Raw genomic sequence first — 25,208 nt, forward strand, 5'->3', positions numbered from 1 at the left:
GGGGCACCTCACGGCAGCTTTTGCACGATGGCCCTATAATTCGGCCTTCCCTGTAAAAGGATTGTCAGTTTGGTGCCTTCCTATCCCGAGACCTTACTCGAGCTGCGCGACGTCGACTTCGGTTACGGCGACCGGCTCGTCCTGTCGAATCTGAATCTGCGCTTTCGTCGCGGTCAGGTCGTCGCGGTCATGGGCGGCTCGGGTTGCGGCAAGACCACGGTGCTGCGGCTGATCGGCGGCCTCGTGCGCGCCCAGCGCGGCCAGGTGCTGTTCCATGGCGAGGACATCGGCGAGCAGACGCGCGAAGGCCTTTACGCGCTGCGCCGCAAGATGGGCATGCTGTTCCAGTTCGGCGCGCTGTTCACCGACATGTCGGTGTTCGAAAACGTCGCCTTCTCGCTTCGCGAGCATACCGATCTCCCCGAAGAACTGCTGCGCGACCTCGTGCTGATGAAGCTCAACGCGGTCGGTCTGCGCGGCGCGCGTGACCTGCTGCCGTCCGAGATTTCCGGCGGCATGGCGCGGCGCGTGGCGCTCGCGCGCGCAATCGCGCTCGACCCCGAACTGATGATGTACGACGAGCCGTTCGCCGGTCTCGACCCAATCTCGCTCGGCATCACCGCGAACCTGATCCGCACGCTGAACCGGGCGCTCGGCGCCACGTCGATTCTCGTCACGCACGACGTGCCGGAATCATTCGCGATCGCCGACTACGTGTACTTCCTGTCCAACGGCGGTGTGCTTGCCGAGGGCACGCCCGACGAACTGCGCGCGTCGACCGATCCGACCGTGCGGCAGTTCATCGACGGCGCGCCGGACGGCCCGTTCAGATTCCACTATCCGGCGCAGACGCCGCTCGCGGCGGACTTCGGCATCGGCGGAGGCCAGTCATGATCAGTACGATCGGTCGCTCGGTCATCACCGGGCTCGGCACCGCCGGCTACGCGACGCGCTTCTTCCTGCGGCTCGTGCTCGAGTTTTTCCCGCTGCTGCGCCGCCCGCGTCTTGTCACGAAGCAGATCCACTTTGTCGGTAATTATTCGCTCGTGATCATCGCGGTGTCGGGGCTGTTCGTCGGCTTCGTGCTCGGGCTGCAGGGCTATTACACGCTGAACCGTTACGGCTCCGAGCAGGCGCTCGGGTTGCTGGTCGCGCTGTCGCTCGTGCGCGAACTCGGGCCGGTCGTGACCGCGCTGCTGTTTGCCGGGCGCGCGGGCACGTCGCTGACCGCCGAAATCGGCCTGATGAAGGCGGGCGAGCAGCTCACCGCGATGGAAATGATGGCCGTCGATCCGGTCAAGGTCGTGATCGCGCCGCGCCTGTGGGCCGGCATCGTGTCGATGCCGATCCTCGCCGCGATCTTCAGCGCGGTCGGCGTTCTGGGCGGTTACGTGGTGGGCGTGCTGCTGATCGGCGTCGATGCCGGCGCGTTCTGGTCGCAGATGCAAAGCGGCGTCGACGTGTGGCGCGATGTCGGCGCCGGGGTCGTCAAGAGTGTGGTGTTCGGCCTCGCGGTGACCTTCGTCGCGCTGTTTCAGGGCTACGAGGCGAAGCCGACGCCGGAAGGCGTGTCGCGCGCGACGACCCGCACGGTCGTGTACGCGTCGCTCGCGGTGCTCGGGCTCGATTTCCTGCTGACCGCACTAATGTTCAGCTAAGACCGCGCAGCATGCCGGCTGCCGGCGGTGCATGATGCGCCGCGCACGGCGGAGGTGGTCGCGGCGCGGCGGATTCACTTTGGGATGACGATGAAAAAGAATGTTCTCGACTTCTGGGTCGGCCTGTTCGTGGTGCTGGGTTTCGTGGCGTTGCTGTTTCTTGCGCTGAAGGCCGGCAATATGAGCTCGTTGTCGTTCCAGGCAACCTACCCGGTCAAGCTGAAGTTCGACAACATCGGCGGGCTGAAGCCACGCGCGCCGGTGAAGAGCGCCGGCGTGACGGTCGGCCGGGTCGCGTCGATCGGCTTCGACAGCAACACCTACCAGGCGCTCGTCACGATCGATATCGACAAGCAATATCAGTTTCCGAGGGACACTTCGGCGAAGATCCTGACCTCGGGTCTGCTCGGCGAGCAGTACATCGGGCTCGAGCCGGGGGGCGACTCGGAAATGCTGAAGGCCGGCGATACGATCTCGATGACGCAATCGGCGATCGTGCTGGAAAACCTGATCGGCCAGTTCCTGTATAGCAAGGCCGCGGATTCCGGCGCGGCGAAGCCCGCCGCATCCGCCCCTGCACCGGCGCCGGGCGCGCCGGCCTCCGGCGCTGCCGGCCAGTAAGGCCAACAAGGAGAATTAGATGCAGACGACACTGCAGACCGCGCGCAGCGGCGCGCGCGTCCTACAGTTCGGCAAGGTCGCCGTGGCGGCTGCGCTGCTCGCCGGTTGCACGACCGTGCAGACGCCTACCAAGGGCGACCCGTTCGAAGGGCTGAACCGTACGATCTTCACCGTCAACGACAAGATCGACCAGTACGCGCTGAAGCCGGTTGCGCAGGGCTACGTTTGGGTCACGCCGCAGCCGGTTCGCGACAGCGTGACGAACTTTTTCTCGAACATCGGCGACGTCTATATTGCGGCGAACAACCTGCTGCAGCTGCGCATCGCCGACGGCGTGTCCGACATCATGCGGATCGTGATCAACACGTTGTTCGGCGTCGGCGGCCTGTTCGACGTCGCGACGCTCGCGAAGCTCCCGAAGCACGACAACGACCTCGGTCTGACGCTCGGCCACTACGGCGTGCCGGCGGGCCCCTATCTGGTGCTGCCGCTGTTCGGGCCGAGCACGGTGCGCGATGCGGTCGGCTCGCTCGGCAACTACTACGTGAACCCGATCAGCTACGTCGACCCGCCGGGCCTGAGCTGGGCGCTGTATGGCCTGAACATCGTCAACACGCGCGCGAACCTGCTCGGAGCGAGCAACCTGCTGGAAGGCGCGGCACTCGACAAATACTCGTTCGTGCGTAACGCGTATCTGCAGCGCCGGCAGTATCTGTTGTCGGATAACCGCCGGCTTCCGCAGGAACTGCCGAGCTACGACGAGGAAGCGCCGCTGCCGAAGTACGACGAAGGCGAGACGGGCGCGGCAGGTGCGCCGGCCAAGCCGGCTCCCGCATCCGGCGCGGCCGTGGGCACGCCGCAAGGCGCGTCGGCACCGGAGGCCGCGTCGGGCGCCCAAACACCGCCTCTCGACCTGAAAGGCGGCCCGGAAACGCAAATTCCGGCCGGTCAGTTGGTGCCGCCCACGCACTTCAACTTCCCGTCCTTAAGATTGCATTGAACGTGCAGCCGTAACAGATCGATACGACTCTCGCAGTTTGCGCATGGATTGCCGTCGAACTCGCGTGATAAGGTCGGTTCAACCTGTTGCACTATTTTTGAGGCAAAGCTCGATATGAAAAAAATCTTCCTGATTCCGTTGTTTGCCGCCTTGTTTTCGTTCATCAGCGCGGGCGCATCGGCGCAAACCGTCGACACCAGCGCGCCCGACGCGCTGATCAAGACCGTCACCCAGCAGGTGATGGACGCGATTCGCGGCGACAAGTCGATCCAGCAGGGCGACATCACGCGCATTACGGCGCTCGTCAACGAAAAGATCCTGCCGTACACCGATTTCCGCCGCACCACCCAGCTCGCGATGGGCCGTAACTGGCGCACCGCGACGCCCGAACAGCAGAACCAGGTGGTCGAGCAGTTCAAGATGCTGCTGATCCGCACGTACGCGGGCGCGCTCGCGCAGGTGCGCGACCAGCAGATCCAGTACAAGCCGTTCCGCATGAACCCGGACGACACCGACACGGTGGTGCGCTCGGTCGTGATGAACAACGGCCAGCCGATCGAACTCGACTACCGCCTGTACAAGACGGCACAGGGCTGGCGCGTGTATGACATCAACGTGCTCGGCGCGTGGCTGATCCAGGCGTATCAGCAGCAGTTCAACGAGCAGATCCAGCAGAAGGGCGTGGACGGACTGATCCAGTTCCTCACGCAGCGCAATCAGCAACTCGCCGCGGGCAAGCAGTCGTGAGCGACGTGCTGAACCCGGTGGCGAACCGCTTCGACAGCGGCACGACGCTGACCCACGAGAGCGCGAAGGCCGCGCTCGCAGCGGGTCTGCAACGCATCGCGGCGGGTGCGGGCGGCGTCGATTGCGCGCCGCTCACGCAATTCGATTCGTCGGCGCTCGCCGTCCTGCTCGCGTGGGTGCGGGCCGCGGCGGCGCGCGGCGGCAAGTTCGAAATCGTCAATCTGCCGGCTGGGCTCGCCAGTCTCGCGCAGGCCTACGGCGTCGATACACTTCTCTCTTCTGGCGCCTCCAGCATGGTTGCGTCAGCGCGACATTGACGCTCCTCTAGCGTCGTCTCCCCCTTTCCGGCCAGGCCGGGGGTGTCAGTTTTTGCCCTATAATCAAACGTTTTTTTGGGGCGTCGAACTGGCCCCCTAATCGGCCCCGGTTCCCGTTACTTCCAGCATTTGCGCGTCCCCAAGCTCCATTGGGGCTACTTCAGGCGCCGCGACGCACGCGGCCCATAGTCATGTCAGCCATAGAAATTCGTAACGTCAAGAAGCGCTACAAGGACTTGCAGGCGCTCAAGGGCGTCAGCCTCACGGTCGAAGAAGGCGAGTTCTTCGGACTGCTCGGTCCGAACGGCGCGGGCAAGACGACGCTCATCAGCATACTCGCGGGTCTCGCGCGCGCCGACGAAGGCAGCATCGCGGTGCGCGGTCACGACGTGGTCGACGATTTCCGCAACGCGCGCCGCGCGCTCGGCGTGGTGCCGCAGGAGCTCGTGTTCGATCCGTTCTTCACGGTGCGCGAAACCTTGCGCATCCAGTCCGGCTACTACGGGCTGCGCAACAACGACGCGTGGATCGACGAGATCATGGCCAATCTCGATCTCACCGAAAAGGCCGATGCCAACATGCGCGCGCTGTCGGGCGGCATGAAGCGCCGCGTGCTGGTCGCGCAGGCGCTCGTGCACCGCCCGCCGGTGATCGTGCTCGACGAGCCGACCGCGGGTGTCGACGTCGAGTTGCGCCAGACGCTGTGGAAGTTCATCTCGCGCCTGAATCGCGAAGGCCACACGATCGTGCTGACCACGCACTATCTGGAAGAAGCCGAATCGTTGTGCGACCGCATCGCGATGCTGCGCCGTGGCGAGGTCGTTGCGCTCGATCGCACCAGCACACTGCTGCAGCGTTTCGCCGGCATGCAACTGTTCGTGCGCTTCGCGCAGGGCGTGCTGCCCGCCGAGCTGCGTCCGCTCGAGGCGGAAAGCGGCGCCGGCAACGGCAATGGCCGCCAGCATCTGCTGCGCCTGACGAGCTACGACGACGTCGAGCGCATCCTCGCGCAGTGCCGCGCGGCCGGTTGTACATTCGAAGAAATCGAGGTCCGCAAGGCCGACCTCGAAGACGTATTCGTTCAGGTGATGAACGGTCCAGAAGTGATCGAGGGGCTTGCATGAGCGGGTACAGTGGATTTAGCACGCTGTTTTACAAAGAACTGCTGCGCTTCTGGAAGGTGTCTTTCCAGACCGTGCTCGCGCCGGTCATCACCGCGCTGCTTTACCTGACCATCTTCGGCCACGCGCTGCGCGGCCACGTGCAGGTCTATCCGGGCGTCGAATACACGAGCTTCCTGATTCCGGGCCTCGTGATGATGAGCGTGCTGCAGAACGCGTTCGCGAATAGTTCTTCGTCGCTGATTCAATCGAAGATCACCGGCAACCTCGTGTTCGTGCTGCTGCCGCCGCTGTCGCACCACGAGATGTTCGCGGCCTACGTGCTCGCGGCCGTGGCGCGCGGGCTGTGTGTCGGCTTCGGCGTGTTCATCGTGACGATCTGGTTCGTGCCGCTCGCCTTCACCGCGCCGCTCTATATCATCGTGTTCGCGATGTTCGGCTCGGCGATTCTCGGCACGCTGGGTCTGATCGCCGGCATTTGGGCCGAGAAGTTCGACCAGCTCGCCGCGTTCCAGAACTTTTTGATCATGCCGCTCACGTTCCTGTCGGGCGTGTTCTACTCGACGCATACGCTGCCGCCCGTATGGCGCGAAGTATCGCGGCTCAATCCGTTTTTCTACATGATCGACGGCTTTCGCTATGGTTTTTTCGGCGTGTCGGATATCGACCCGCTGGTGAGCCTCGCGATCGTCGCCGGTTTCTTCGTGGTGCTGGCCGCCGTGGCGATGCGCATGCTCGCTACCGGCTACAAGCTGCGCCACTGACGAGGAGCTTCTCTCATGTTGCCGACTCCCGAACAGGTCAAACAGTACATTGCAGCTGGACTCGCGTGCGAGCATCTCGAAGTCGAAGGCGACGGTCAGCATTTCTTTGCGACGATCGTCTCGCCGAACTTCGAAGGCAAGCGCCTGATCCAGCGTCACCAACTCGTGTATGCGGCGCTCGGCGACCGCATGCGCGAAGAAATCCACGCGCTCAGCATGAAGACGCTGACGCCCGCCGAATGGCAGAACGCGTAATCTGGAAACTTAGTGCGAATTACTCAGGAAGGGCGCGACACCGCTAGCGGCGCGCCGAACACAGACAAAGCAGGTCCGGACGCGAACCGGGCCGATCAGGAACCGACAGGCATGGATAAACTCATCATTGAAGGTGGCTACCCGCTCTCCGGTGAAGTTGTCGTCTCGGGTGCGAAAAACGCGGCATTGCCGATCCTGTGCGCGGCTCTGCTGAGCGCCGATCCGGTGCATCTGGAGAACGTGCCCGATCTGCAGGACGTGCGCACGATGCTCAAGCTGCTCGGCCAGATGGGCGTGCGTATCGAAGCCGGCGAAGGGCGCGTCGCGCTCGACGCGTCGAAGGTCGACAACCTCGTCGCGCCGTACGAAATGGTGAAGACGATGCGCGCGTCGATCCTCGTGCTCGGTCCGCTCGTCGCGCGCTTCGGTCATGCGCGCGTGTCGCTGCCGGGCGGCTGCGCGATCGGCGCGCGTCCGGTCGATCAGCACATCAAGGGTCTGCAGGCGATGGGCGCCGAGATCACGATCGAGCACGGCTTCATCGAAGCGCGCGCGAAGCGTCTGAAGGGCGCGCGCATCGTCACCGACATGATCACCGTGACCGGTACCGAGAACCTGCTGATGGCGGCGGTGCTCGCCGAAGGCGAGACGGTCATCGAGAACGCAGCGCGCGAACCCGAAGTGGTCGACCTCGCGCGTCTGCTCGTCGCGATGGGCGCGAAGATCGAAGGCATCGGCACCGACCGTCTGGTGATCCATGGCGTCGACAAGCTGCACGGTGCGAAGCACACGGTGATTCCGGACCGCATCGAAGCGGGCACTTTCCTGTGCGCGGTCGCGACGGCCGGCGGCGACGTCATGCTGCGCAAGATGCGTCCGCTGCTGCTCGAAGCCGTCACGGAAAAGCTGCGCGAAGCGGGCGTCACGGTCGAGGAAGGCGACGACTGGATGCGCGTGCGCATGGACAAGCGCCCGAGCGCGGTCACGTTCCGCACCTCCGAATACCCGGCGTTTCCGACCGACATGCAGGCGCAGTTCATGGCACTCAACACGATCGCCGACGGTACGTCGCAAGTCGTGGAGACGATCTTCGAAAACCGTTTCATGCACGTCCAGGAGCTGAACCGTCTCGGCGCGAGCATCACGATCGACGGCAACACCGCGCTCGTAACCGGCGTCGAAAAACTGTCCGGCGCGAAGGTGATGGCCACCGATCTGCGCGCGTCCGCGAGTCTTGTGATCGCCGCGCTGCGCGCCGAGGGCGAGACGCTGATCGACCGCATCTATCACCTCGATCGCGGCTACGACCGCATGGAAGCGAAGCTCAATGCGATCGGCGCGAAGGTGCGCCGGGTTTCCGGGAGCGGGGCATGAGTTCGATGCCGCAAACGTCGTCGTCGCCGGCGGTCAGCGCGCCGCTCACGCTCGCGTTGTCGAAAGGGCGTATCTTCGAGGAAACGCTGCCGCTGCTCGCGGCGGCCGGCATCGAGGTAGCGGAAGATCCGGAGAGCTCGCGCAAGCTGATTCTGCCGACCACCGACCCGAACCTGCGCGTGATCGTCGTGCGCGCGACCGACGTGCCGACCTATGTCGAGTACGGCGCGGCCGACTTCGGCGTGGCCGGCAAGGACGTGCTGCTCGAGCATGGCGGCAGCGGCCTGTATCAGCCGGTGGATCTGGACATCGCGCGTTGCCGCATGTCGGTCGCGGTCGCGGCCGGTTTCGATTATGCGAACGCGGTGCGCCAGGGCGCGCGTCTGCGGGTCGCGACCAAGTATGTTGAAACCGCTCGTGAGCATTTTGCCGCCAAGGGCGTTCACGTCGATCTGATCAAGCTGTACGGTTCGATGGAACTCGCTCCGCTGGTTGGTCTCGCCGACGCGATCGTCGACCTGGTCAGCTCGGGCAATACGCTGCGCGCGAACAATCTGGTCGAGGTGGAAGAGATCATGCAGATTTCGTCGCGTCTCGTCGTGAACCAGGCAGCGCTGAAGCTCAAACGCGCCGCGTTGCGGCCGATTCTCGACGCGTTTGCCAATGCTTCGTCGAAAACCGCCGCCCCGGCGGCCTGACTGACGATGGCAATGTGACGTTGCACTGATAGCGCGCCTTACCGAAACGGATACCTGTATGTCTACCAAGATTCGCAAACTCGATTCCACCGCTCGCGACTTCCACAAGTCGCTGCATGCGGTGCTCGCGTTCGAGGCTAGCGAAGACGAAGCCATCGAGCGCGCGGTCGCGCAGATTCTGAACGACGTGAAGGCGCGCGGCGACGAGGCGGTGCTCGAGTACACGAATCGCTTCGATCGCGTCGATGCGAAAAGCGTGGCCGAGCTCGAACTGCCGATGGCCGAACTCGAGGCGGCGCTCGAAAGTCTCGAGCCGAAGCGGCGCGCGTCGCTCGAAGCGGCGGCGGCACGCGTGCGCGGCTATCACGAGAAGCAGAAGATCGAGTGCGGCAGCCATAGCTGGCAGTACACCGAAGCGGACGGCACCGTGCTCGGCCAGAAGGTCACGCCGCTCGATCGCGCGGGGATCTACGTGCCGGGTGGCAAGGCCGCGTATCCGTCGTCGGTGCTGATGAACGCGATACCGGCGCGGGTGGCCGGCGTGCGCGAAATCGTGATGGTCGTGCCGACGCCGGAAGGCGTGAAGAATCCGCTCGTGCTCGCGGCGGCTCTGCTGGGTGGCGTCGATCGCGTGTTCACGATCGGCGGCGCGCAGGCGGTAGCTGCACTCGCGTACGGCACGCAGACTGTGCCCGCGGTCGACAAGATCTGCGGCCCCGGCAACGCGTACGTCGCGTCGGCGAAGCGTCGCGTGTTCGGCACGGTCGGCATCGACATGATCGCCGGGCCGTCGGAAATCCTCGTGTTGTGCGACGGCACGACCGACCCGCGCTGGGTCGCGATGGACCTGTTTTCGCAAGCCGAGCACGACGAGCTCGCGCAATCGATCCTGCTGTGCCCCAACGACGCGTTCATCGCGCGCGTGCAGGAAGCGATCGACGAACTGCTGCCCACCCTGCCGCGCCGCGAAGTGATCCGCACGTCGCTCGAAAACCGCGGCGCGCTGATCAAGGTGCGCGACATGGCCGAGGCCTGCGCGATCGCCAACGACATCGCGCCGGAGCACCTTGAAATTTCGGCGCTGGAGCCGCATCAGTGGGCGCAACAGATCCGTCACGCAGGCGCGATCTTCCTTGGCCGTTACACGAGCGAGAGCCTCGGCGACTACTGCGCGGGCCCGAATCATGTGCTGCCGACGTCGCGTACCGCACGGTTTTCGTCGCCGCTCGGCGTCTATGATTTCTTCAAGCGTTCGAGCCTGATCGAGGTCAGCGCGGAAGGTGCGCAGACGCTCGGCGAGATTGCCGCGGAACTGGCATACGGCGAAGGTCTGCAAGCGCACGCACGCAGCGCCGAATACCGGATGCGGCAGAACAACAACGAACGCGGCTGAGGCGGAGCGCTGATCGCGCTGGCGCGCGGCGGAACTCAAGCAGGCGTAAGCGGGAGCAGGAGAAGCGGCGAGGGCGGCAACCGCCGCCGCATCGACCGGCTTCCATGTTTTCCGGCTTCCTCCACCCGCTCGAGCGACGGCTCGAGCCCACCCGCCCCATTCAATAACGACGAAAGAGACCAACCCGAGCGCCCCACGCCGAGCACTGACGACGCCGACCCGGCGTCTTTCGCACGGCCCGGCCCCCGAACCTATGACGACACCTCAAGACATCATCCGCAGCGACGTGCTCGCAATGACGAGCTATCCGGTTCCCGACGCCACCGGCTTCATCAAGCTCGACGCGATGGAAAACCCGTTTCCGCTGCCGCCGGAACTTGCCGCGCATCTCGGCGAGCGTCTGGCCGGCGTCGCGTTGAACCGTTATCCGGCGCCGCGCCCCGAGCAGTTGATCGAGCGCATTCGTCACGTGATGGGCGTGCCGGCGGGGTGCGACGTGCTGCTCGGCAATGGCTCGGATGAAATCATCAGCATCATGTCGGTCGCGTGCGCGAAGCCGGGCGCGAAGGTGCTCGCGCCGGTGCCGGGCTTCGTCATGTATCAGATGTCGGCGAAGCTGGCGAATCTCGAATTCGTCGGCGTGCCGCTCAAAGCCGACTTCACGCTCGATACCGACGCGATGCTCGCGGCGATCGCCGAGCATGAACCGGCGATCATCTATCTCGCGTATCCGAACAACCCGACCGGCACGCTGTTCGATGACGCCGAAATCGAGCGCATCATCGCCGCGGCGGGCAAGAGCCTCGTCGTGATCGACGAGGCGTATCAGCCGTTCGCGCAGAAGAGCTGGCTGCCGCGCGCCGACCAGTTCGACAACGTCGTCGTGATGCGCACGGTGTCGAAGCTGGGCCTCGCCGGCATTCGCCTCGGTTACCTGGTCGGCAAGCCCGCGTGGCTGACCGAGTTCGACAAGGTCCGCCCGCCGTACAACACCAACGTGCTGACGCAGGCCGCCGCTGATTTCCTGCTCGACCACATCGGCGTGCTCGATGCGCAGGCCGCGCAATTGCGCGACGAACGCGAGAAACTCGCGCAGGCGGTGGCCGCGCTGCCGGGCGCCGAAGTGTTCACTAGCGCGGGCAACTTCCTGCTCGTGCGGGTGCCCGATGCGTCGGTATTGTTCGAAACCCTGCTAACGGCGCGGATTCTGATCAAAAACGTGAGTAAAATGCATCCATTGCTGGCCAATTGCGTGCGTTTGACCGTCGGTTCGCCGAACGAGAACGCCCAGTTGCTCGCCGGCCTGAAACTCGTGTTGCGGTAACCCGCCGCATCGAGCGGCGGCACTGAGCCGCTGCGTTGAACGGCTGCACTGAGCAGCCCGCCAGTTTGTCCATCCCACATTACTAGCGCTTTTAAGCCAGATTCGAGGAATTGCCATGCGCCTTGCGGAAGTCGTTCGCAACACCAGCGAAACGCAGATCCGTGTGAAGATCAACCTGGACGGCACCGGCCAGCAGAAGCTGGCCACCGGTGTGCCGTTCCTGGACCACATGCTCGACCAGATCGCCCGCCACGGGTTGTTCGACCTCGAGATCGAAGCGCATGGCGACCTGCATATCGACGACCATCACACGGTCGAAGACACCGGCATCACGCTCGGCCAGGCCGTCGCGAAGGCGATCGGCGATCGCAAGGGCATCCGCCGCTACGGCCATTCCTACGTGCCGCTCGACGAAGCGCTGTCGCGCGTCGTGATCGATTTTTCCGGCCGTCCGGGCCTCGAATTTCACGTGCCGTTCACGCGCGCGCGCATCGGCACGTTCGACGTCGACCTGTCGATCGAATTCTTCCGCGGCTTCGTGAACCATGCCGGCGTGACGCTGCACATCGACAACCTGCGTGGCATCAACGCGCACCATCAGCTCGAAACGGTGTTCAAGGCATTCGGGCGTGCGCTGCGCATGGCCGTCGAACTCGACGAGCGCGCGGCCGGACAGATTCCGTCGACCAAGGGCAGCCTCTAACGTAACGGCCGTAGCAGGCCTTAACACGGGTTTCACCGCCTCCAACGTCTTCAGGCCACTCACCTTCAGGCGATTCATCGGGCAGGACCGCATTTGCCGGCACGTCGTTTGACGCCGCGCGGCGGCATCGATGGATCGAGGGCAGAGCGGCCAAACTTGAAATGAAAACTTCGATAGCGATTGTGGATTACGGAATGGGCAACCTGCGCTCGGTTGCCCAGGCACTGCGTAAAGCGGCGCCGGAAGCGGAGGTGGCGATCGTCGATCGTCCGGAAGCGATCCGCTCGGCCGACCGCGTGGTGCTGCCGGGCCAGGGTGCGATGCCCGACTGCATGCGCAGTCTCGGCGCGTCCGGTTTGCAGGAAGCGGTCGTCGAGGCGTCGCGCAGCAAGCCGCTGATGGGCGTGTGCGTCGGCGAGCAGATGCTGTTCGACTGGAGCGCCGAGGGCAACACGCCGGGTCTGGGTCTGTTGCCCGGCAAGGCGGTGCGCTTCGAGCTCGAAGGCCAGGTGCAGGACGACGGCTCGCGCTTCAAGGTCCCGCAGATGGGCTGGAACCGCGTGCGTCAGGCGCAGCCGCATCCGCTGTGGGACGGTGTCGCCGACAACGCGTTCTTCTACTTCGTGCACAGCTACTACGTGGTTCCGGACAACCCGGCGCATACGTCGGGCGAAACGGTCTACGGCGTGCCCTTTACCTCGGCGGTAGCGCGGGATAACATCTTTGCCACCCAATTCCACCCTGAAAAGAGCGCCGAGGCGGGTTTGCGCGTGTATCGCAACTTCGTGCACTGGAACCCGTGAACGCCTTTTTTCATCCCGTTGCCGCGCGCGCGTGGCGCGGTGCCGCGGTCCCGCATCCGACCGGCGCCCCACTGGAGCGCCGAACGAGTTGTACTAAACTAGCGAGACGGTATTGCGGCGGGCTGACTCGCCAGCCGCTGCCGCCGACCTTCAATCCACTCCCAGATAACACCCGATTGCTATGCTGCTGATTCCCGCCATCGACCTGAAAGACGGTCAGTGTGTACGCCTCAAACAGGGCGATATGGACCAGGCGACGATTTTCTCCGAGGAACCGGCGGCAATGGCCCGACATTGGGTCGACCGCGGCGCGCGTCGTCTGCATCTCGTCGATCTGAATGGCGCGTTCGCCGGCAAGCCGAAGAACGGCGATGCAATCCGGGCGATCATCGATGAAGTGGGCGGCGCGATTCCGGTTCAGTTGGGCGGTGGCATCCGCGACCTGAACACGATCGAGCGCTATCTGGACGACGGTTTGTCGTACGTGATCATCGGCACGGCCGCGGTGAAGAACCCCGGCTTTCTGCAGGACGCGTGCACCGCGTTCGGCGGTCACATCATCGTCGGCCTCGACGCGAAAGACGGCAAGGTCGCCACCGACGGCTGGAGCAAGCTGACTGGTCACGAAGTGGCCGACCTCGCGCGCAAGTTCGAGGACTACGGCTGCGAGTCGATCATCTACACCGACATCGGCCGTGACGGCATGCTGCAAGGCATCAACATCGAAGCGACGGTGCGCCTTGCGCGCGCGGTCAAGATTCCGGTGATCGCGAGCGGCGGCCTGTCGAACCTCGCGGACATCGAATCGCTGTGCGAAGTCGAAGGCGAGGGCATCGAGGGCGTAATCTGCGGTCGCGCGATCTATTCGGGCGACCTCGACTTCGCGGCCGCGCAGACGCTCGCGGACAAGCTGCGCGAAGCCGACGACGCTTAAGCACGGCGTCGGCCGCACGTGCTGGGCAGGTTGCGCACGCCGCCGGCGTTGCGCTCACCTCGGCTTGCGGCACTCGCTCGACCGATGGCTTGCCTGTAACGCGCGTCGCACGATTAAGCGCCCGGAACCTCGCCAGCTTCCGGCCGGCACCTCACTCGCGGCGCGACGCAACCGCTCGCGCCGGCACCGTGCCGCTTGCCCGCAAGCGAGCGGCCTCATCAGCGGTATTGGCAGAATTGCACGATCATGGCTCTAGCTAAACGCATCATCCCCTGTCTCGACGTCACCGCGGGCCGCGTGGTCAAGGGCGTCAACTTCGTCGAACTGCGCGACGCGGGCGACCCGGTCGAAATCGCGCGCCGTTACGACGATCAGGGCGCCGACGAACTGACGTTCCTCGACATCACCGCGACCTCGGATCAGCGCGACCTGATTCTGCCGATCATCGAGGCGGTCGCTTCGCAGGTGTTCATTCCGCTGACGGTCGGCGGCGGCGTGCGCGCGGTCGAAGACGTGCGGCGCCTGCTGAACGCGGGCGCAGACAAGATCAGCATGAATTCGTCGGCGGTAGCGAATCCGCAACTCGTGAAGGACGCGACCGACAAATACGGCTCGCAGTGCATCGTCGTCGCGATCGATGCGAAGTGCGTGTCGGCCGACGGCGAAACGCCGCGCTGGGAAGTGTTCACGCACGGCGGCCGCAAGGCCACCGGTCTCGATGCGGTCGAATGGGCGCGCAAGATGGCCGAGTTGGGCGCGGGCGAAATCCTGTTGACAAGCATGGATCGCGACGGCACCAGGAGCGGCTTCGACCTTGCGCTCACGCGCGCGGTGTCGGACGCGGTGCCGGTGCCGGTGATCGCCTCGGGCGGCGTCGGCAATCTGCAGCATCTCGCCGACGGCATCAAGAGCGGTCACGCGGACGCGGTGCTCGCCGCGAGCATCTTCCACTATGGCGAACACACGGTCGGCGAGGCCAAGCGCTTCATGGCCGATCAGGGCATTTCGGTGAGGTTGTGACGTGACGAATCCTTCGGCAGTGAACTGGCTCGACAAGGTCAAGTGGGACGCGAACGGCCTCGTGCCGGTGATTGCGCAGGAAGCGTCGACGAACGACGTGCTGATGTTCGCGTGGATGAACCGAGAGGCCCTCGCGAAGACCGTCGAGACCGGCCGCGCGGTGTATTTCTCGCGCTCGCGCCAGCGCCTGTGGTTCAAGGGTGAGGAGTCGGGCCACGTGCAGCATGTGCATGAAGTGCGACTCGATTGCGACGAAGACGTCGTGCTGCTGAAAGTCGAGCAGGTATCGGGCATCGCGTGCCATACCGGCCGCCACTCGTGCTTTTTCCAGAAATTCGAAGGCTCGGTGGACGATGGCGACTGGCTGGCCGTCGATCCCGTGCTGAAAGACCCCGAACACATCTACAAATGACGCAATCCACGCAAAACCCGTCGCCCACCACGGCTTCCACGCTCGACACGCTGCTGCGCCTCGCGGCGGTGATCGACAGCCGCAAGGGCGGCGATCCGGACATCTCGTATGTATCGCGCCTGTTCCACAAGGGCGACGACGCGGTGCTGAAAAAGATCGGCGAAGAAGCCACCGAAGTCGTGCTGGCCGCGAAGGACGTGCGCCAGGGCGGCGCACCGAAGGCGCTGGTCGGCGAGGTTGCGGACCTGTGGTTTCACTGCCTCGTGATGCTGTCGCATTTCGATCTGAGCCCCGCCGACGTGATCGCCGAACTCGAGCGTCGCGAAGGCCTGTCGGGCATCGAGGAAAAGGCGCTGCGCAAGAGCCGCGAGCGCGAGGAAAACGGCGACTGAGCAGCCGGAGCGGAAATCTGGCGTTTCCGCTTGAAGTCGCGCGCGCCGGCACCAATATAGCGGTAACCGCACCTCCGGGAGGACGCAAGCATGGAACAGCCGCAGGGAAGCTATCCGCCGCCGGTCTACCGCCACGCGATGGAGCCTGAGCGCGAGCGCAGCCTGCGCACGCTCACGCACGTGCTGTACGCGCTGTATGCGGTCCACTGGCTGACCGGCGGGCTCACCATTCTGGTCGCGATCATCATCAACTACGTCAAACGGTCGGATGTGGCCGGCACGCCGTACGAAGCGCACTTCGAATGGCAGATCCGCACGTTCTGGCTGGGCCTCGTCGGTTACGCGATCGGCGCGTTGCTGCTGCTCGTCGTGATCGGCATTCCGGTGCTGTGGGCAGTCAGCATATGGATGTTGTACCGTATTATCAAAGGCTGGCTGTATCTGTACGATAACAAGTCGTTCGCGAATCCGGCCAGTTGGGTCTGAACGCTAGCCGGTCCGTATGGGCGGGCCGGCTTTCGGATCGAACTTCGGCGCGGGCGGCTTCGCTCGCCCAAGTCATACCGCGTCAGGAATATGATGAGTCACGATCCGAACTGCCTTTTCTGCAAGATTGCCGCTGGCGAAATCCCGTCGACCAGGGTCCACGAAGACGACGAGTTCGTCGCCTTCCGCGACATCCGTCCGGCGGCCGAAACGCATGTGCTGGTGATTCCTCGCAAGCACATTGCAACGCTGTCGAACTGCACGGAAAGCGACGCGCCTCTGCTTGGTAGAATGCTTGTCCTGGCCGCGCGACTGGCCGAACAATTGGGGGTCGCCTATAACGGCGGCGAAACGGGCTTTCGCACGGTAATCAATACCGGTCCGGGCGGTGGTCAGGAGGTGTATCACCTGCACGCGCACATTCTCGCGGGACCGCGTCCCTGGCAACGCATGGGCTGAGCGCCGGTTCACGCGTCATGCGCGCTGCGTGGCAAGTGCGCACCGCCGCGAGTTTTGGTCGAGGACAATAGCGCCTTCGTTGTTTTTACCGCTGTGTAATAACGTCGACGCGATCGTGTGGCCACAATGACAGGCGAAGATGGCCGCATTGCGAGCGAGGCGGTGCAGCCTGATGTAACGTAGAGATATATCGAGACGAAGCGCACGCGCTTCAGGTTATGCAAATTGGCCGCATCAAGATGCGGCGCCGGGGTTAAGGAGAGTAGTCATGGGTTCGTTGAGTATTTGGCATTGGTTGATCGTTCTGTTGATCGTCGCGCTCGTGTTCGGCACGAAGAAGCTGCGCAACATCGGCAGCGATCTGGGCGGCGCCGTGAAGGGCTTCAAGGAAGGCGTGAAGGAAGCCGATTCGTCGTCGGCCGACGCGCAACAGCAGCAGCGCGAGCTGCCGCGCAACGGCGCGGTGGACGTCGAAGCGAAGGAAAAGAGGCAGCAATCGAGCGATTACCGCTAAGCCGCGGCCTTCGCGCCGTTCCCGCGTTTCTGACGGACATTTCACTTCATGCTGGACCTCGGTCTAACCAAGATGGCGCTGATCGGCGTCGTCGCGCTGGTCGTCCTCGGGCCTGAGCGCCTGCCGCGTGTCGCTCGCACGGCCGGCGCGCTGTTCGGCCGCGCACAGCGGTACATCAACGACGTCAAGGCCGAAGTCACGCGCGAAATCGAGCTCGACGAATTGCGGCGCATGAAGACCGAGTTCGAGAAGGCCGCGAGCAATGTCGAAACGGCAGTTCAGGACAATCTGCGCAAGCACGAGAATGAACTGAACGAAGCATGGAATAGCGGTACGTCGGTATCGCCGAGCATCGCCGGCGGCGCACTCGAAGACGCCGGCAGCGGAGCCAGCGGCAGCGCGGGTGCCACCTCGTGGCCCGTCAGTACGCCGGCCGCCGCGCCCAAACGCAAGACCTGGCGCGTCCAGCAGAGCGCCACGCCCACCTGGTACAAGCGAGCGAGCCTGCGGCGCACGCGCGTGCAGTCGGGCGCCGCGCGCGTTGCGCGGCACACACCTGCCAACCTGCGTCGTCCGACGCGGTTTTTCTGATGTTCAGATCGACAATCCCCAACCGAGGGCCGGTGTGAGCGACCCCCAGCAATCCCAGAACGAAGGCACTGAAGAGACCTTCATTTCCCACCTCGTCGAACTGCGTGACCGCATCATCCGTGCGGGGCTTGCCGTCGTCGTCGTGTTCGTCGGGCTCGTGTACTGGGCGCCGGACATCTTCAAACTGCTCGCCCGTCCGCTGATGATGAATCTGCCGAAGGACGGCAAGATGATCGTCACCGACGTCACCGGCTCGTTCTTCGTGCCGATGAAGGTGACGATGCTGGTCGCCTTCGTGATCGCGCTGCCGGTCGTGCTGTACCAGATCTGGGCGTTCGTCGCGCCTGGGCTCTATCAGCACGAGAAGAAGCTCGTCGCGCCGCTCGTCGCGAGCAGCTACACGCTGTTCCTGTGCGGCATGGCGTTCGCGTACTTCGTCGTGTTTCCGACCATCTTCCGCGTGATGGCGCACTACAATGCGCCGCTCGGCGCGGAGATGACAACCGATATCAACAATTACCTGAGCTTCGTGCTGACGATGTTCATCGCGTTCGGCGTCACGTTCGAGGTACCGATCGTCGTCGTGCTGCTGGTGCGGATGAACGTGGTGACGCTGAAGAAGCTGAAGGAGATCCGGCCGTATGTGATCGTCGGCGCGTTCGTGGTGTCGGCCGTCGTAACGCCGCCGGACGTGTTTTCGCAGCTGATCCTCGCGGTTCCGCTGATTCTGCTGTACGAAGCTGGCATCGTCGCGGCGCGGTTGATCGTCGGCAAGCAGCCGGTGGTCGTGGAGGATGCGAGTCCGCCGCCGTCCAGTTGAGGTGTCGCGAGTCAGTGCCGGGTGTCGAATGAAAAAGGGCAGTTCATTGCGGACTGCCCTTTTTCATTGCGTGGAATCGCGGCGTTAGCTTCAACCGCCTTCGTCATCCGGCTGATCGCCGCCGCCGTTCTCGTCTTCCGTCTGTTTCGGCGGCGGCGGGCGTTTGCCGATCTTCACGTCGAGATCGATCTGATGACCTTTGCGCACCAGATGCACTTTCGCCGCCGTACCGGGCTTGATCTGCGCGATCACGTTCAACAGACGCGTGGTATCGGTGATCGCCTGGCCGTTTACGCTCGTCAGGATGTCGCCGGGCTTGATGCCCGCGCGGTCGGCCGGGCCGCTTTTCAGCACGCCCGCGACAATCGCGCCCGACTTCTGATCGAGCCCGAACGACTCCGCGATTTCCGGCGTGACGTCCTGCGGTTCGACGCCGATCCAGCCGCGCGTGACCGTGCCGGTCGTAATGATGCTCTCGAGCACGCTGCGCGCGGTCGACACCGGAATCGCGAAGCCGATGCCGAGCGAGCCGCCCGAGCGCGAGTAGATTGCGGTGTTGATGCCGAGCAGGTTGCCGTTCACGTCGACGAGCGCACCGCCCGAATTGCCGGGGTTGATCGGGGCGTCGGTCTGAATGAAGTTTTCGAACGTATTGATGCCGAGATGGTTGCGGCCGAGCGCGCTGACGATGCCCATCGTTACGGTCTGCCCGACGCCGAACGGATTGCCGATCGCGAGCACGACGTCGCCGACGCGGGTCTGGTCCATCCGGCCGAGCGTGATGGTGGGCAGATTGGTCATATTGACCTTGAGCACGGCCAGATCGGTTTCGGGGTCGATGCCGATGACCTTCGCGCTGGCGGTGCGGCCATCGGCGAGCGCGATTTCGATCTGATCGGCGCCGTCGACGACGTGCTGGTTCGTTAGAATGTAACCTTCCGAACTCACTATCACGCCTGAGCCGAGATTCGAGGCAGGCTGCTCCTGCTGCTTGCGATTGTTCCTGTCGCCGAAGAAGTAGCGGAACAGCGGGTCTTTGGCGCGCGGGTCGGGAGGCAGCGAGCCATCCTTGCTGGAGAACACGTTGACGACCGCGGGCATGGCCTTTTGCGCCGCTTCGGCATAGGACGTTTCGGCATGGCCAGTGCCGATGCCCGGCGCCACTTCCCGTAGCGCGACGATCGGTTCGGCGAGTTGTCTGCCGAATTGTCCTTGACGCTGCAGCCACTGCGGTTTGAGGGTCGCAATGATGAACATCAGCGCCAACAGCACCGTCACCGCTTGGGCAAATAACAGCCAGAAGCGTCTAAGCATCTGAAGACTAGAGGTCTATATGGATCGGATTGAACTTGAATTGTACTTGAACAATCTCCTTGAAACCGCGCGCTTCAAGGACTATTGCCCGAACGGATTGCAGGTCGAAGGACGCCGCCGGATCAACAAGCTCGCGACCGGCGTGACCGCGTCGGTGGCCTTCCTGGAGGCCGCGCTCGACTGGGGCGCGGACGCCGTGCTGGTCCATCACGGCTACTTCTGGCGCAACGAGGCACCGCAGATCACTGGCCGCAAACATGCTCGTTTGAAGCTGCTGCTCGCCAACGACCTGAACCTGTTCGCCTACCATCTGCCGCTCGACGATCATCCCGAGTTCGGCAACAACGCGCAGATCGGCGAGAAGATGGGCTGGATCAGCGACGCGCGTTTCGGCGACAACGATCTCGGCTGGCTCGCCACGCTGCCAATGCCGATCACGCTGTCGCACCTCACCGCGGAGATCGCGCAGACACTGGGCCGCACGCCGCTCGTGTTCGGCGATCCGGATATGGAGCTGCGCCGCGTCGGCTGGTGCACGGGCGCCGCGCAAGGCATGTTCGACGCGGCGATCAACGCGGGTGTCGACGTCTACGTGACCGGCGAGGTATCGGAGTCGGTCATGCATACGGCGGCGGAAAGCGGCGTCGCGTTTCTGGCAGCTGGCCACCACGCGACCGAGCGCTTCGGCGTGCAGGCGGTGGGCAAGCATCTGTCCGAATCGTTCGATATCGAACATCTGTTTATCGATATCCCCAATCCCGTTTGAATTGCGAATTGCATTAACGAAGAACAAAGCAGGAATACCGCAGAAGGCACTTAAAAGGAGGTGCGAAAAAGTTTGCGATCGGTACGGACAAACCCTGAGTTATCAAGGGCTTCGCACGGTTTTTGGCAATCGGCCCTTGTAAATGGCGACTCCATTCGAGCAAACTAGCGGCGGTAGAAGCGACGTGAAGGAAAAATCCAACTCAGAAGTGGGGCGTGTGATGCGAGACAAAGAAGAGGAACGCGTCGATGGCAGCCGCCGTAACTGGCTGGTAGCGACGACCGTAGCAGGCGGCATAGGAGGTGTTGCCGTTGTCGTACCCTTTGTTAGTTCCTTTGCACCATCCGAAAAGGCCAAGGCCGCAGGTGCCCCGGTCGAAGCCGATATCAGTGGTCTGAAGCCCGGCGACATGATGACGGTCGCCTGGCGTGGCAAGCCGGTGTGGATCATCAACCGCACGGACCGCATGCTCGCCGATGTTCAAAAAGCCGACAGCCAGGTAGCGGACCCCCACTCGCTGAATCCGTTTTCGATGCCGCTGCCGGACTACTGCAACAACGAATTCCGTTCACGCGCCGAGAACAAGCATCTGCTGGTTGCCGTCGCCGTTTGCACGCATCTGGGCTGCACGCCGACGCCGCGCTTCCAGGAAGGCCCGCAGCCGAATCTCCCCGACGACTGGCCCGGCGGTTTCCTGTGCCCGTGCCACGGCTCGACCTACGACATGGCCGGCCGCGTCTTCAAGAACAAACCCGCTCCGCAGAACCTCGACATCCCGCGCTTCATGTTCACGTCGGCGACGGCCCTTGTGATCGGGAAGGACGAAAAAGGAGAAGCGTAATGGCGAGCGAACACGAAGTAGAGACGACCGGGCTGGCTGGTTGGATCGACCAGCGCTTCCCGATGACTGCCACGTGGAAGAAGCACGTTTCCGAGTACTACGCGCCGAAGAACTTCAACTTCTGGTACTTCTTCGGTTCGCTTGCGTTGCTGGTGCTGGTCAACCAGATCGTCACCGGCATTTTCCTGACGATGAACTACAAGCCCGACGCGACGCTCGCGTTCTCGTCGGTCGAGTACATCATGCGCGAGGTGCCGTGGGGCTGGCTGATCCGCTACATGCACTCGACGGGTGCGTCGATGTTTTTCGTCGTCGTGTATCTGCACATGTTCCGCGGGCTCATGTACGGCTCGTACCGCAAGCCGCGCGAGCTCGTGTGGATTTTCGGCTGCCTGATCTTCCTGAGCCTGATGGCCGAGGCATTCTTCGGCTATCTGCTGCCGTGGGGGCAGATGTCGTTCTGGGGCGCGCAGGTGATCGTGAACCTGTTCTCGGCGATTCCGTTCATCGGGCCGGATCTGTCGCTGTGGATTCGCGGCGACTACGTCGTGTCCGACGTCACGCTGAACCGCTTCTTCGCGTTCCACGTGATCGCGATTCCGCTGGTGCTGGTCGGCCTCGTGATCGCCCACCTCGTCGCGCTGCACGAAGTCGGCTCGAACAACCCGGACGGCATCGAGATCAAGGCCAAGAAGGGCCCGGATGGCGTGCCGCTCGACGGCATTCCGTTCCACCCGTACTACTCGGTGCACGACTTCATGGGCGTAACGATCTTCCTGCTGATCTTCGCGGCGATCATCTTCTTCGCGCCGGAAATGGGTGGGTACTTCCTTGAAGCCAACAACTTCATCCCCGCGAATCCGCTGCAGACGCCGCCGGAAATTGCGCCTGTGTGGTACTTCACCGCCTTTTATGCGATGCTGCGCGCCACTACCGATCCATTCAAGATCGTGCTGATGATCGTCATCGCGCTACTCGGGTTGCTGGCGCTCGTGCGCGCGCGCGGCAAGTGGAAGCTCGGTCTGCCGGTGCTTGCGGTGCTGGTGATCGTCGCGATGGTGTTCACCGAATCGAAGTTCTGGGGCGTCGTGGTGATGGGCAGCGCGGTGATTTCGCTGTTCTTCCTGCCGTGGCTCGACCGGTCGCCGGTCAGGTCTATTCGCTACCGGCCGTTCTTCCACAAGGTTTTCTTCGGGATCTTCGTGATCGCGTTCCTGACGCTCGGCTTCCTCGGCACGCGACCGCCATCGCCGGCCGCGACGCTGATCGCCCAGATCTGCGCGCTGATCTACTTCGCGTTTTTCCTCGGCATGCCCTTCTGGACCCGGCTTGGCAAGTTCAAGCAGCCGCCGGAACGGGTGCGGTTCAAGCCTCACTAATCGCGAGCCAGGAGAACATGAAGATGAAAAAACTGCTTTCGATGTGCGCGCTGGTCGGCGCGACCGTGCTTGCGCTGCTGGCCGCTCCGGTTCACGCGGACGAGAATTTCCCGCTCGATCGCGCGCCGGACAACACGAACAATTTCGCTTCTTTGCAGCGCGGCGCGCAATTGTTTGTAAACTACTGCCTGAATTGCCACAGCGCGAACCTGATGCGCTACAACCGCCTGACCGATCTCGGCATCACGCCGAACGAAATCCAGGCGAACCTGCTGTTCACCACCGACAAGGTCGGCAACACGATGACCGTGGCGATGCGCCCGGAGGACGCGAAAGCGTGGTTTGGGGCGACGCCGCCGGATCTGTCGGTGGAGGCGCGGGCGCGCGGCACGGACTGGCTTTACACGTATCTGCGAAGTTTTTACCGCGACGATACGCGGCCGACCGGCTGGAACAATCTGGTGTACCAAAACGTGAGCATGCCTCACGTGCTGTGGCAGCTTCAGGGGCAGCGTGCGGCGAAATTCGGCGACGAAACCGACGAAAGAACCGGCGAAAAAGTACACAAATTCCTCGGCTTCCAGCAACTGACTCCGGGGACGATGTCGCCGGTAGATTATGATTCTGCTGTGGCCGACCTCGTGTCGTACCTGTCATGGATGTCCGAACCGACGCAGCAAACCCGCAGGCAACTTGGCGTGTGGGTGCTGTTGTTCCTCGGTATCCTGAGCTTTTTCGCCTGGCGACTGAACGCCGCGTACTGGAAACATATCAAATAATCACGCCGCTACATGGCGTGGGGCCGGCGCCAGGAAAAACCTGCTGAACGGTTTTTCCGCGCGCTGGCCCTTCAGCTTTTTGAGGAAACGTAAACATGATGGTTCTGTATTCCGGCACTACTTGCCCGTTCTCCCAGCGTTGCCGGCTGGTGTTGTTCGAAAAGGGCATGGACTTCGAGATCCGCGACGTCGACCTGTTCAACAAGCCGGAAGACATCGCCGTGATGAATCCGTATGGTCAGGTGCCGATTCTCGTCGAACGGGACCTGATTCTGTACGAATCGAACATCATCAACGAGTACATCGACGAGCGCTTCCCGCACCCGCAGCTGATGCCGGCCGATCCGGTCCAGCGCGCGCGTGCCCGCCTGTTCCTGCTCAACTTCGAGAAAGAGCTGTTCGTCCACGTCGGCACGCTCGAAAACGAGAAGGGCAAGGCAGCGGAGAAGAATCACGAGAAGGCGCGCCTCGCGATCCGCGATCGCCTGACGCAGCTCGCGCCGATCTTCCTGAAGAACAAGTACATGCTCGGCGAAGAGTTCTCGATGCTCGACGTCGCGATCGCGCCGCTGCTTTGGCGCCTTGACCACTACGGTATCGAGCTGTCGAAGAACGCCGCGCCGCTGATGAAGTACGCCGAGCGCATTTTCAGCCGCCCGGCTTATATCGAAGCGCTGACGCCGTCGGAAAAGGTGATGCGTCGTTGAGTTTGGCTTTGGAGCGCGGACGCCGCATCGCTTCGATGCGCGCCCGCGCCCGCAAGAGGACTGTTGATGCAAGAGATTTCCACGAAGCCTTATCTGTTGCGCGCGCTCTACGAGTGGTGCACGGATAACGGCTACACGCCGCATATCGCGGTCCGCGTCGACAATCAGACGCGCGTGCCACGTCAGTTCGTGCGCGACAACGAGATCGTGTTGAACATCAGCTTCGAGGCGACCAGCCAGCTGCAGATGGGCAACGAGTGGATCGAGTTCAACGCGCGCTTCTCCGGCAAGTCCCACAAGATCGAAGTGCCGGTCGCCAATATTCTTGCGATCTACGCGCGCGAGAACGGCCAGGGTATGGCGTTCCCGGTCGAATCGGCGGGCGGCGAGGCTCAGGATTCGGGCGCGGATGCCGCGGACGAAGCTGACACGCCGGCGGCTCCGCGCGCCGTCGAAACCGCCCCCGCCGCCCCTGCCGACCCTGCCGCGGCCACCGACGCCGCCGACAAACCGCAGCCCGACGACGATGGCTCGAAAGGCGGCGGAAGGGCTCGCCTTAAGATCGTGAAATGAAGTAGAATCACGGCCTCATGCCGGCTTAGCTCATCAGGTAGAGCGCTTGACTTGTAATCATGAGGTGGCGGGTTCGAGTCCTGCAGCCGGCACCAGATTGCGTTATCAGCAGTAACTGGAAATGCTAGAAAACCCCGTCGAAGCACACGCTTTGGCGGGGTTTTTCTTTTTTCGGTGGAAATTGCCCGGATCGTTGCTGATGCCGATCACCGAAGCCTTGGCCCGGCTTGTTTGCGACGAGGGTTTCACGCACGTCAAAACGTGCGAAGGCAGCGTGAGGTGAGCCGCGCGATGGCTCAAAAACCACGATATCTCTTTCACCTTGTCGATTGTAGACATTATTGTCTACTTTCGGTGCGTCTAGACTCACCTCATCACCGTCACCAATTCATGCCGCGCCGCGAATCCGCACGGCGGCGGTACGTTACTATTCGGGCGTCGCC

32 protein-coding genes and 1 tRNA gene are annotated in these 25,208 nt (G+C 63.3%); 31 read left to right on the forward strand and 2 right to left on the reverse strand.

Features of this window, described 5'->3' with window-relative positions; genetic code table 11:
* The first annotated feature begins 69 nt into the window (after nt 1-69).
* The 24 genes from HDG34_RS30735 to tatC all read left to right on the forward strand — a co-directional run bounded on the left by HDG34_RS30735 (nt 70) and on the right by tatC (nt 18,406).
* Entirely contained in the window at nt 70-894 is an 825-nt protein-coding gene (locus tag HDG34_RS30735) for an ABC transporter ATP-binding protein (RefSeq protein WP_018420056.1), read from the forward strand.
* The gene (mlaE, locus tag HDG34_RS30740) at nt 891-1,658 is read left to right on the forward strand and encodes a lipid asymmetry maintenance ABC transporter permease subunit MlaE (RefSeq protein ID WP_018420057.1); all 768 of its coding nucleotides are present in this window, start codon (nt 891-893) and stop codon (nt 1,656-1,658) included. Before HDG34_RS30735 ends, mlaE begins: the two co-directional genes overlap by 4 nt.
* A gap of 90 nt (nt 1,659-1,748) precedes the next feature.
* A complete protein-coding gene (gene mlaD, locus HDG34_RS30745; RefSeq protein WP_187612918.1) occupies nt 1,749-2,279 on the forward strand; it encodes an outer membrane lipid asymmetry maintenance protein MlaD in 531 nt (176 codons plus the stop codon).
* Between the two features lie 19 nt (nt 2,280-2,298).
* Nucleotides 2,299-3,279, forward strand: coding sequence for a VacJ family lipoprotein (locus HDG34_RS30750; RefSeq protein WP_184065563.1), 981 nt, complete (start codon nt 2,299-2,301; stop codon nt 3,277-3,279).
* A 114-nt stretch (nt 3,280-3,393) separates the two neighbouring features.
* Nucleotides 3,394-4,026, forward strand: coding sequence for a phospholipid-binding protein MlaC (locus tag HDG34_RS30755; RefSeq protein ID WP_184065566.1), 633 nt, complete (start codon nt 3,394-3,396; stop codon nt 4,024-4,026).
* Complete coding sequence (locus HDG34_RS30760; protein WP_184065569.1) at nt 4,023-4,343, forward strand: STAS domain-containing protein; 321 nt, start codon at nt 4,023-4,025, stop codon at nt 4,341-4,343. The genes HDG34_RS30755 and HDG34_RS30760 overlap by 4 nt, the downstream gene beginning before the upstream one ends.
* A 191-nt stretch (nt 4,344-4,534) precedes the next feature.
* Complete coding sequence (locus HDG34_RS30765; protein ID WP_090802100.1) at nt 4,535-5,467, forward strand: ABC transporter ATP-binding protein; 933 nt, start codon at nt 4,535-4,537, stop codon at nt 5,465-5,467.
* Nucleotides 5,464-6,228, forward strand: coding sequence for an ABC transporter permease (locus HDG34_RS30770; RefSeq protein ID WP_184052306.1), 765 nt, complete (start codon nt 5,464-5,466; stop codon nt 6,226-6,228). The genes HDG34_RS30765 and HDG34_RS30770 overlap by 4 nt, the downstream gene beginning before the upstream one ends.
* 15 nt (nt 6,229-6,243) lie before the next feature.
* On the forward strand, nt 6,244-6,483 hold the full coding sequence (locus HDG34_RS30775; RefSeq protein WP_008918725.1) for a BolA family protein: 240 nt from the start codon (nt 6,244-6,246) through the stop codon (nt 6,481-6,483).
* A 111-nt stretch (nt 6,484-6,594) separates the two neighbouring features.
* Nucleotides 6,595-7,857, forward strand: a complete 1,263-nt coding sequence (gene murA / locus HDG34_RS30780) for a UDP-N-acetylglucosamine 1-carboxyvinyltransferase (RefSeq protein ID WP_090802097.1) — start codon at nt 6,595-6,597, stop codon at nt 7,855-7,857.
* On the forward strand, nt 7,854-8,555 hold the full coding sequence (hisG, locus tag HDG34_RS30785; RefSeq protein ID WP_090802096.1) for an ATP phosphoribosyltransferase: 702 nt from the start codon (nt 7,854-7,856) through the stop codon (nt 8,553-8,555). Before murA ends, hisG begins: the two co-directional genes overlap by 4 nt.
* 58 nt (nt 8,556-8,613) lie before the next feature.
* Nucleotides 8,614-9,948 (forward strand): histidinol dehydrogenase, encoded by a 1,335-nt coding sequence (hisD, locus tag HDG34_RS30790; RefSeq protein ID WP_184065572.1) that lies wholly within the window; start codon nt 8,614-8,616, stop codon nt 9,946-9,948.
* Between the two features lie 253 nt (nt 9,949-10,201).
* Nucleotides 10,202-11,272, forward strand: a complete 1,071-nt coding sequence (hisC, locus tag HDG34_RS30795) for a histidinol-phosphate transaminase (RefSeq protein ID WP_184065575.1) — start codon at nt 10,202-10,204, stop codon at nt 11,270-11,272.
* Between the two features lie 115 nt (nt 11,273-11,387).
* Entirely contained in the window at nt 11,388-11,975 is a 588-nt protein-coding gene (gene hisB, locus HDG34_RS30800) for an imidazoleglycerol-phosphate dehydratase HisB (RefSeq protein WP_013090696.1), read from the forward strand.
* Nucleotides 11,976-12,136: 161 nt separating this feature from the next.
* Complete coding sequence (hisH, locus tag HDG34_RS30805) at nt 12,137-12,778, forward strand: imidazole glycerol phosphate synthase subunit HisH (protein WP_184065578.1); 642 nt, start codon at nt 12,137-12,139, stop codon at nt 12,776-12,778.
* A 181-nt stretch (nt 12,779-12,959) separates the two neighbouring features.
* Nucleotides 12,960-13,712 carry a 1-(5-phosphoribosyl)-5-[(5-phosphoribosylamino)methylideneamino]imidazole-4-carboxamide isomerase gene (gene hisA, locus HDG34_RS30810; RefSeq protein WP_090802089.1) on the forward strand — a complete coding sequence of 251 codons (753 nt, stop codon included), beginning with the start codon at nt 12,960-12,962 and terminating at the stop codon, nt 13,710-13,712.
* A gap of 246 nt (nt 13,713-13,958) precedes the next feature.
* Nucleotides 13,959-14,732 carry an imidazole glycerol phosphate synthase subunit HisF gene (gene hisF, locus HDG34_RS30815; protein WP_184065581.1) on the forward strand — a complete coding sequence of 258 codons (774 nt, stop codon included), beginning with the start codon at nt 13,959-13,961 and terminating at the stop codon, nt 14,730-14,732.
* Nucleotide 14,733: 1 nt separating this feature from the next.
* Nucleotides 14,734-15,144 (forward strand): phosphoribosyl-AMP cyclohydrolase, encoded by a 411-nt coding sequence (gene hisI / locus HDG34_RS30820; protein ID WP_184065584.1) that lies wholly within the window; start codon nt 14,734-14,736, stop codon nt 15,142-15,144.
* A complete protein-coding gene (locus HDG34_RS30825; RefSeq protein ID WP_184065588.1) occupies nt 15,141-15,536 on the forward strand; it encodes a phosphoribosyl-ATP diphosphatase in 396 nt (131 codons plus the stop codon). Before hisI ends, HDG34_RS30825 begins: the two co-directional genes overlap by 4 nt.
* 90 nt (nt 15,537-15,626) lie before the next feature.
* Nucleotides 15,627-16,022 (forward strand): hypothetical protein, encoded by a 396-nt coding sequence (locus HDG34_RS30830; RefSeq protein WP_184065591.1) that lies wholly within the window; start codon nt 15,627-15,629, stop codon nt 16,020-16,022.
* Nucleotides 16,023-16,115: 93 nt separating this feature from the next.
* Nucleotides 16,116-16,481, forward strand: a complete 366-nt coding sequence (locus HDG34_RS30835) for a histidine triad nucleotide-binding protein (protein WP_184035806.1) — start codon at nt 16,116-16,118, stop codon at nt 16,479-16,481.
* Between the two features lie 268 nt (nt 16,482-16,749).
* On the forward strand, nt 16,750-16,995 hold the full coding sequence (tatA, locus tag HDG34_RS30840; RefSeq protein ID WP_184065594.1) for a Sec-independent protein translocase subunit TatA: 246 nt from the start codon (nt 16,750-16,752) through the stop codon (nt 16,993-16,995).
* 48 nt (nt 16,996-17,043) lie between these two features.
* Complete coding sequence (gene tatB / locus HDG34_RS30845) at nt 17,044-17,586, forward strand: Sec-independent protein translocase protein TatB (RefSeq protein WP_090802078.1); 543 nt, start codon at nt 17,044-17,046, stop codon at nt 17,584-17,586.
* Nucleotides 17,587-17,620: 34 nt separating this feature from the next.
* Nucleotides 17,621-18,406, forward strand: coding sequence for a twin-arginine translocase subunit TatC (tatC, locus tag HDG34_RS30850; RefSeq protein WP_184065597.1), 786 nt, complete (start codon nt 17,621-17,623; stop codon nt 18,404-18,406).
* Nucleotides 18,407-18,496: 90 nt separating this feature from the next.
* On the opposite strand, the gene HDG34_RS30855 is transcribed toward tatC, so the two are convergent.
* Nucleotides 18,497-19,720 (reverse strand): Do family serine endopeptidase, encoded by a 1,224-nt coding sequence (locus tag HDG34_RS30855; protein ID WP_184065600.1) that lies wholly within the window; start codon nt 19,718-19,720, stop codon nt 18,497-18,499.
* A gap of 19 nt (nt 19,721-19,739) precedes the next feature.
* On the opposite strand from HDG34_RS30855, the gene HDG34_RS30860 reads away from it, so the two are divergent.
* The 7 genes from HDG34_RS30860 (at nt 19,740) to HDG34_RS30890 (ending at nt 24,860) form a co-directional block, all read left to right on the forward strand.
* On the forward strand, nt 19,740-20,486 hold the full coding sequence (locus HDG34_RS30860; RefSeq protein ID WP_090802074.1) for a Nif3-like dinuclear metal center hexameric protein: 747 nt from the start codon (nt 19,740-19,742) through the stop codon (nt 20,484-20,486).
* Nucleotides 20,487-20,706: 220 nt separating this feature from the next.
* Entirely contained in the window at nt 20,707-21,327 is a 621-nt protein-coding gene (gene petA, locus HDG34_RS30865; protein WP_184065716.1) for a ubiquinol-cytochrome c reductase iron-sulfur subunit, read from the forward strand.
* Nucleotides 21,327-22,706: a cytochrome bc complex cytochrome b subunit gene (locus HDG34_RS30870; protein WP_184065603.1), complete on the forward strand. Its 1,380-nt coding sequence runs from the start codon at nt 21,327-21,329 to the stop codon at nt 22,704-22,706. Before petA ends, HDG34_RS30870 begins: the two co-directional genes overlap by 1 nt.
* A 23-nt stretch (nt 22,707-22,729) precedes the next feature.
* A complete protein-coding gene (locus HDG34_RS30875) occupies nt 22,730-23,485 on the forward strand; it encodes a cytochrome c1 (RefSeq protein ID WP_184065606.1) in 756 nt (251 codons plus the stop codon).
* Nucleotides 23,486-23,580: 95 nt separating this feature from the next.
* Complete coding sequence (locus HDG34_RS30880; RefSeq protein ID WP_006052302.1) at nt 23,581-24,192, forward strand: glutathione S-transferase N-terminal domain-containing protein; 612 nt, start codon at nt 23,581-23,583, stop codon at nt 24,190-24,192.
* Between the two features lie 66 nt (nt 24,193-24,258).
* A complete protein-coding gene (locus HDG34_RS30885) occupies nt 24,259-24,765 on the forward strand; it encodes a ClpXP protease specificity-enhancing factor (protein ID WP_184065609.1) in 507 nt (168 codons plus the stop codon).
* A 19-nt stretch (nt 24,766-24,784) separates the two neighbouring features.
* Nucleotides 24,785-24,860, forward strand: a tRNA-Thr gene (locus tag HDG34_RS30890).
* 10 nt (nt 24,861-24,870) lie between these two features.
* Here the strand turns inward: HDG34_RS30890 and HDG34_RS30895 are convergent.
* A complete protein-coding gene (locus tag HDG34_RS30895) occupies nt 24,871-25,104 on the reverse strand; it encodes a hypothetical protein (protein WP_184065612.1) in 234 nt (77 codons plus the stop codon).
* Between the last annotated feature and the right edge of the window lie 104 nt (nt 25,105-25,208).

This window comes from Paraburkholderia sp. HC6.4b, from assembly GCF_014200875.1.
GTDB lineage: Bacteria > Pseudomonadota > Gammaproteobacteria > Burkholderiales > Burkholderiaceae > Paraburkholderia > Paraburkholderia tuberum.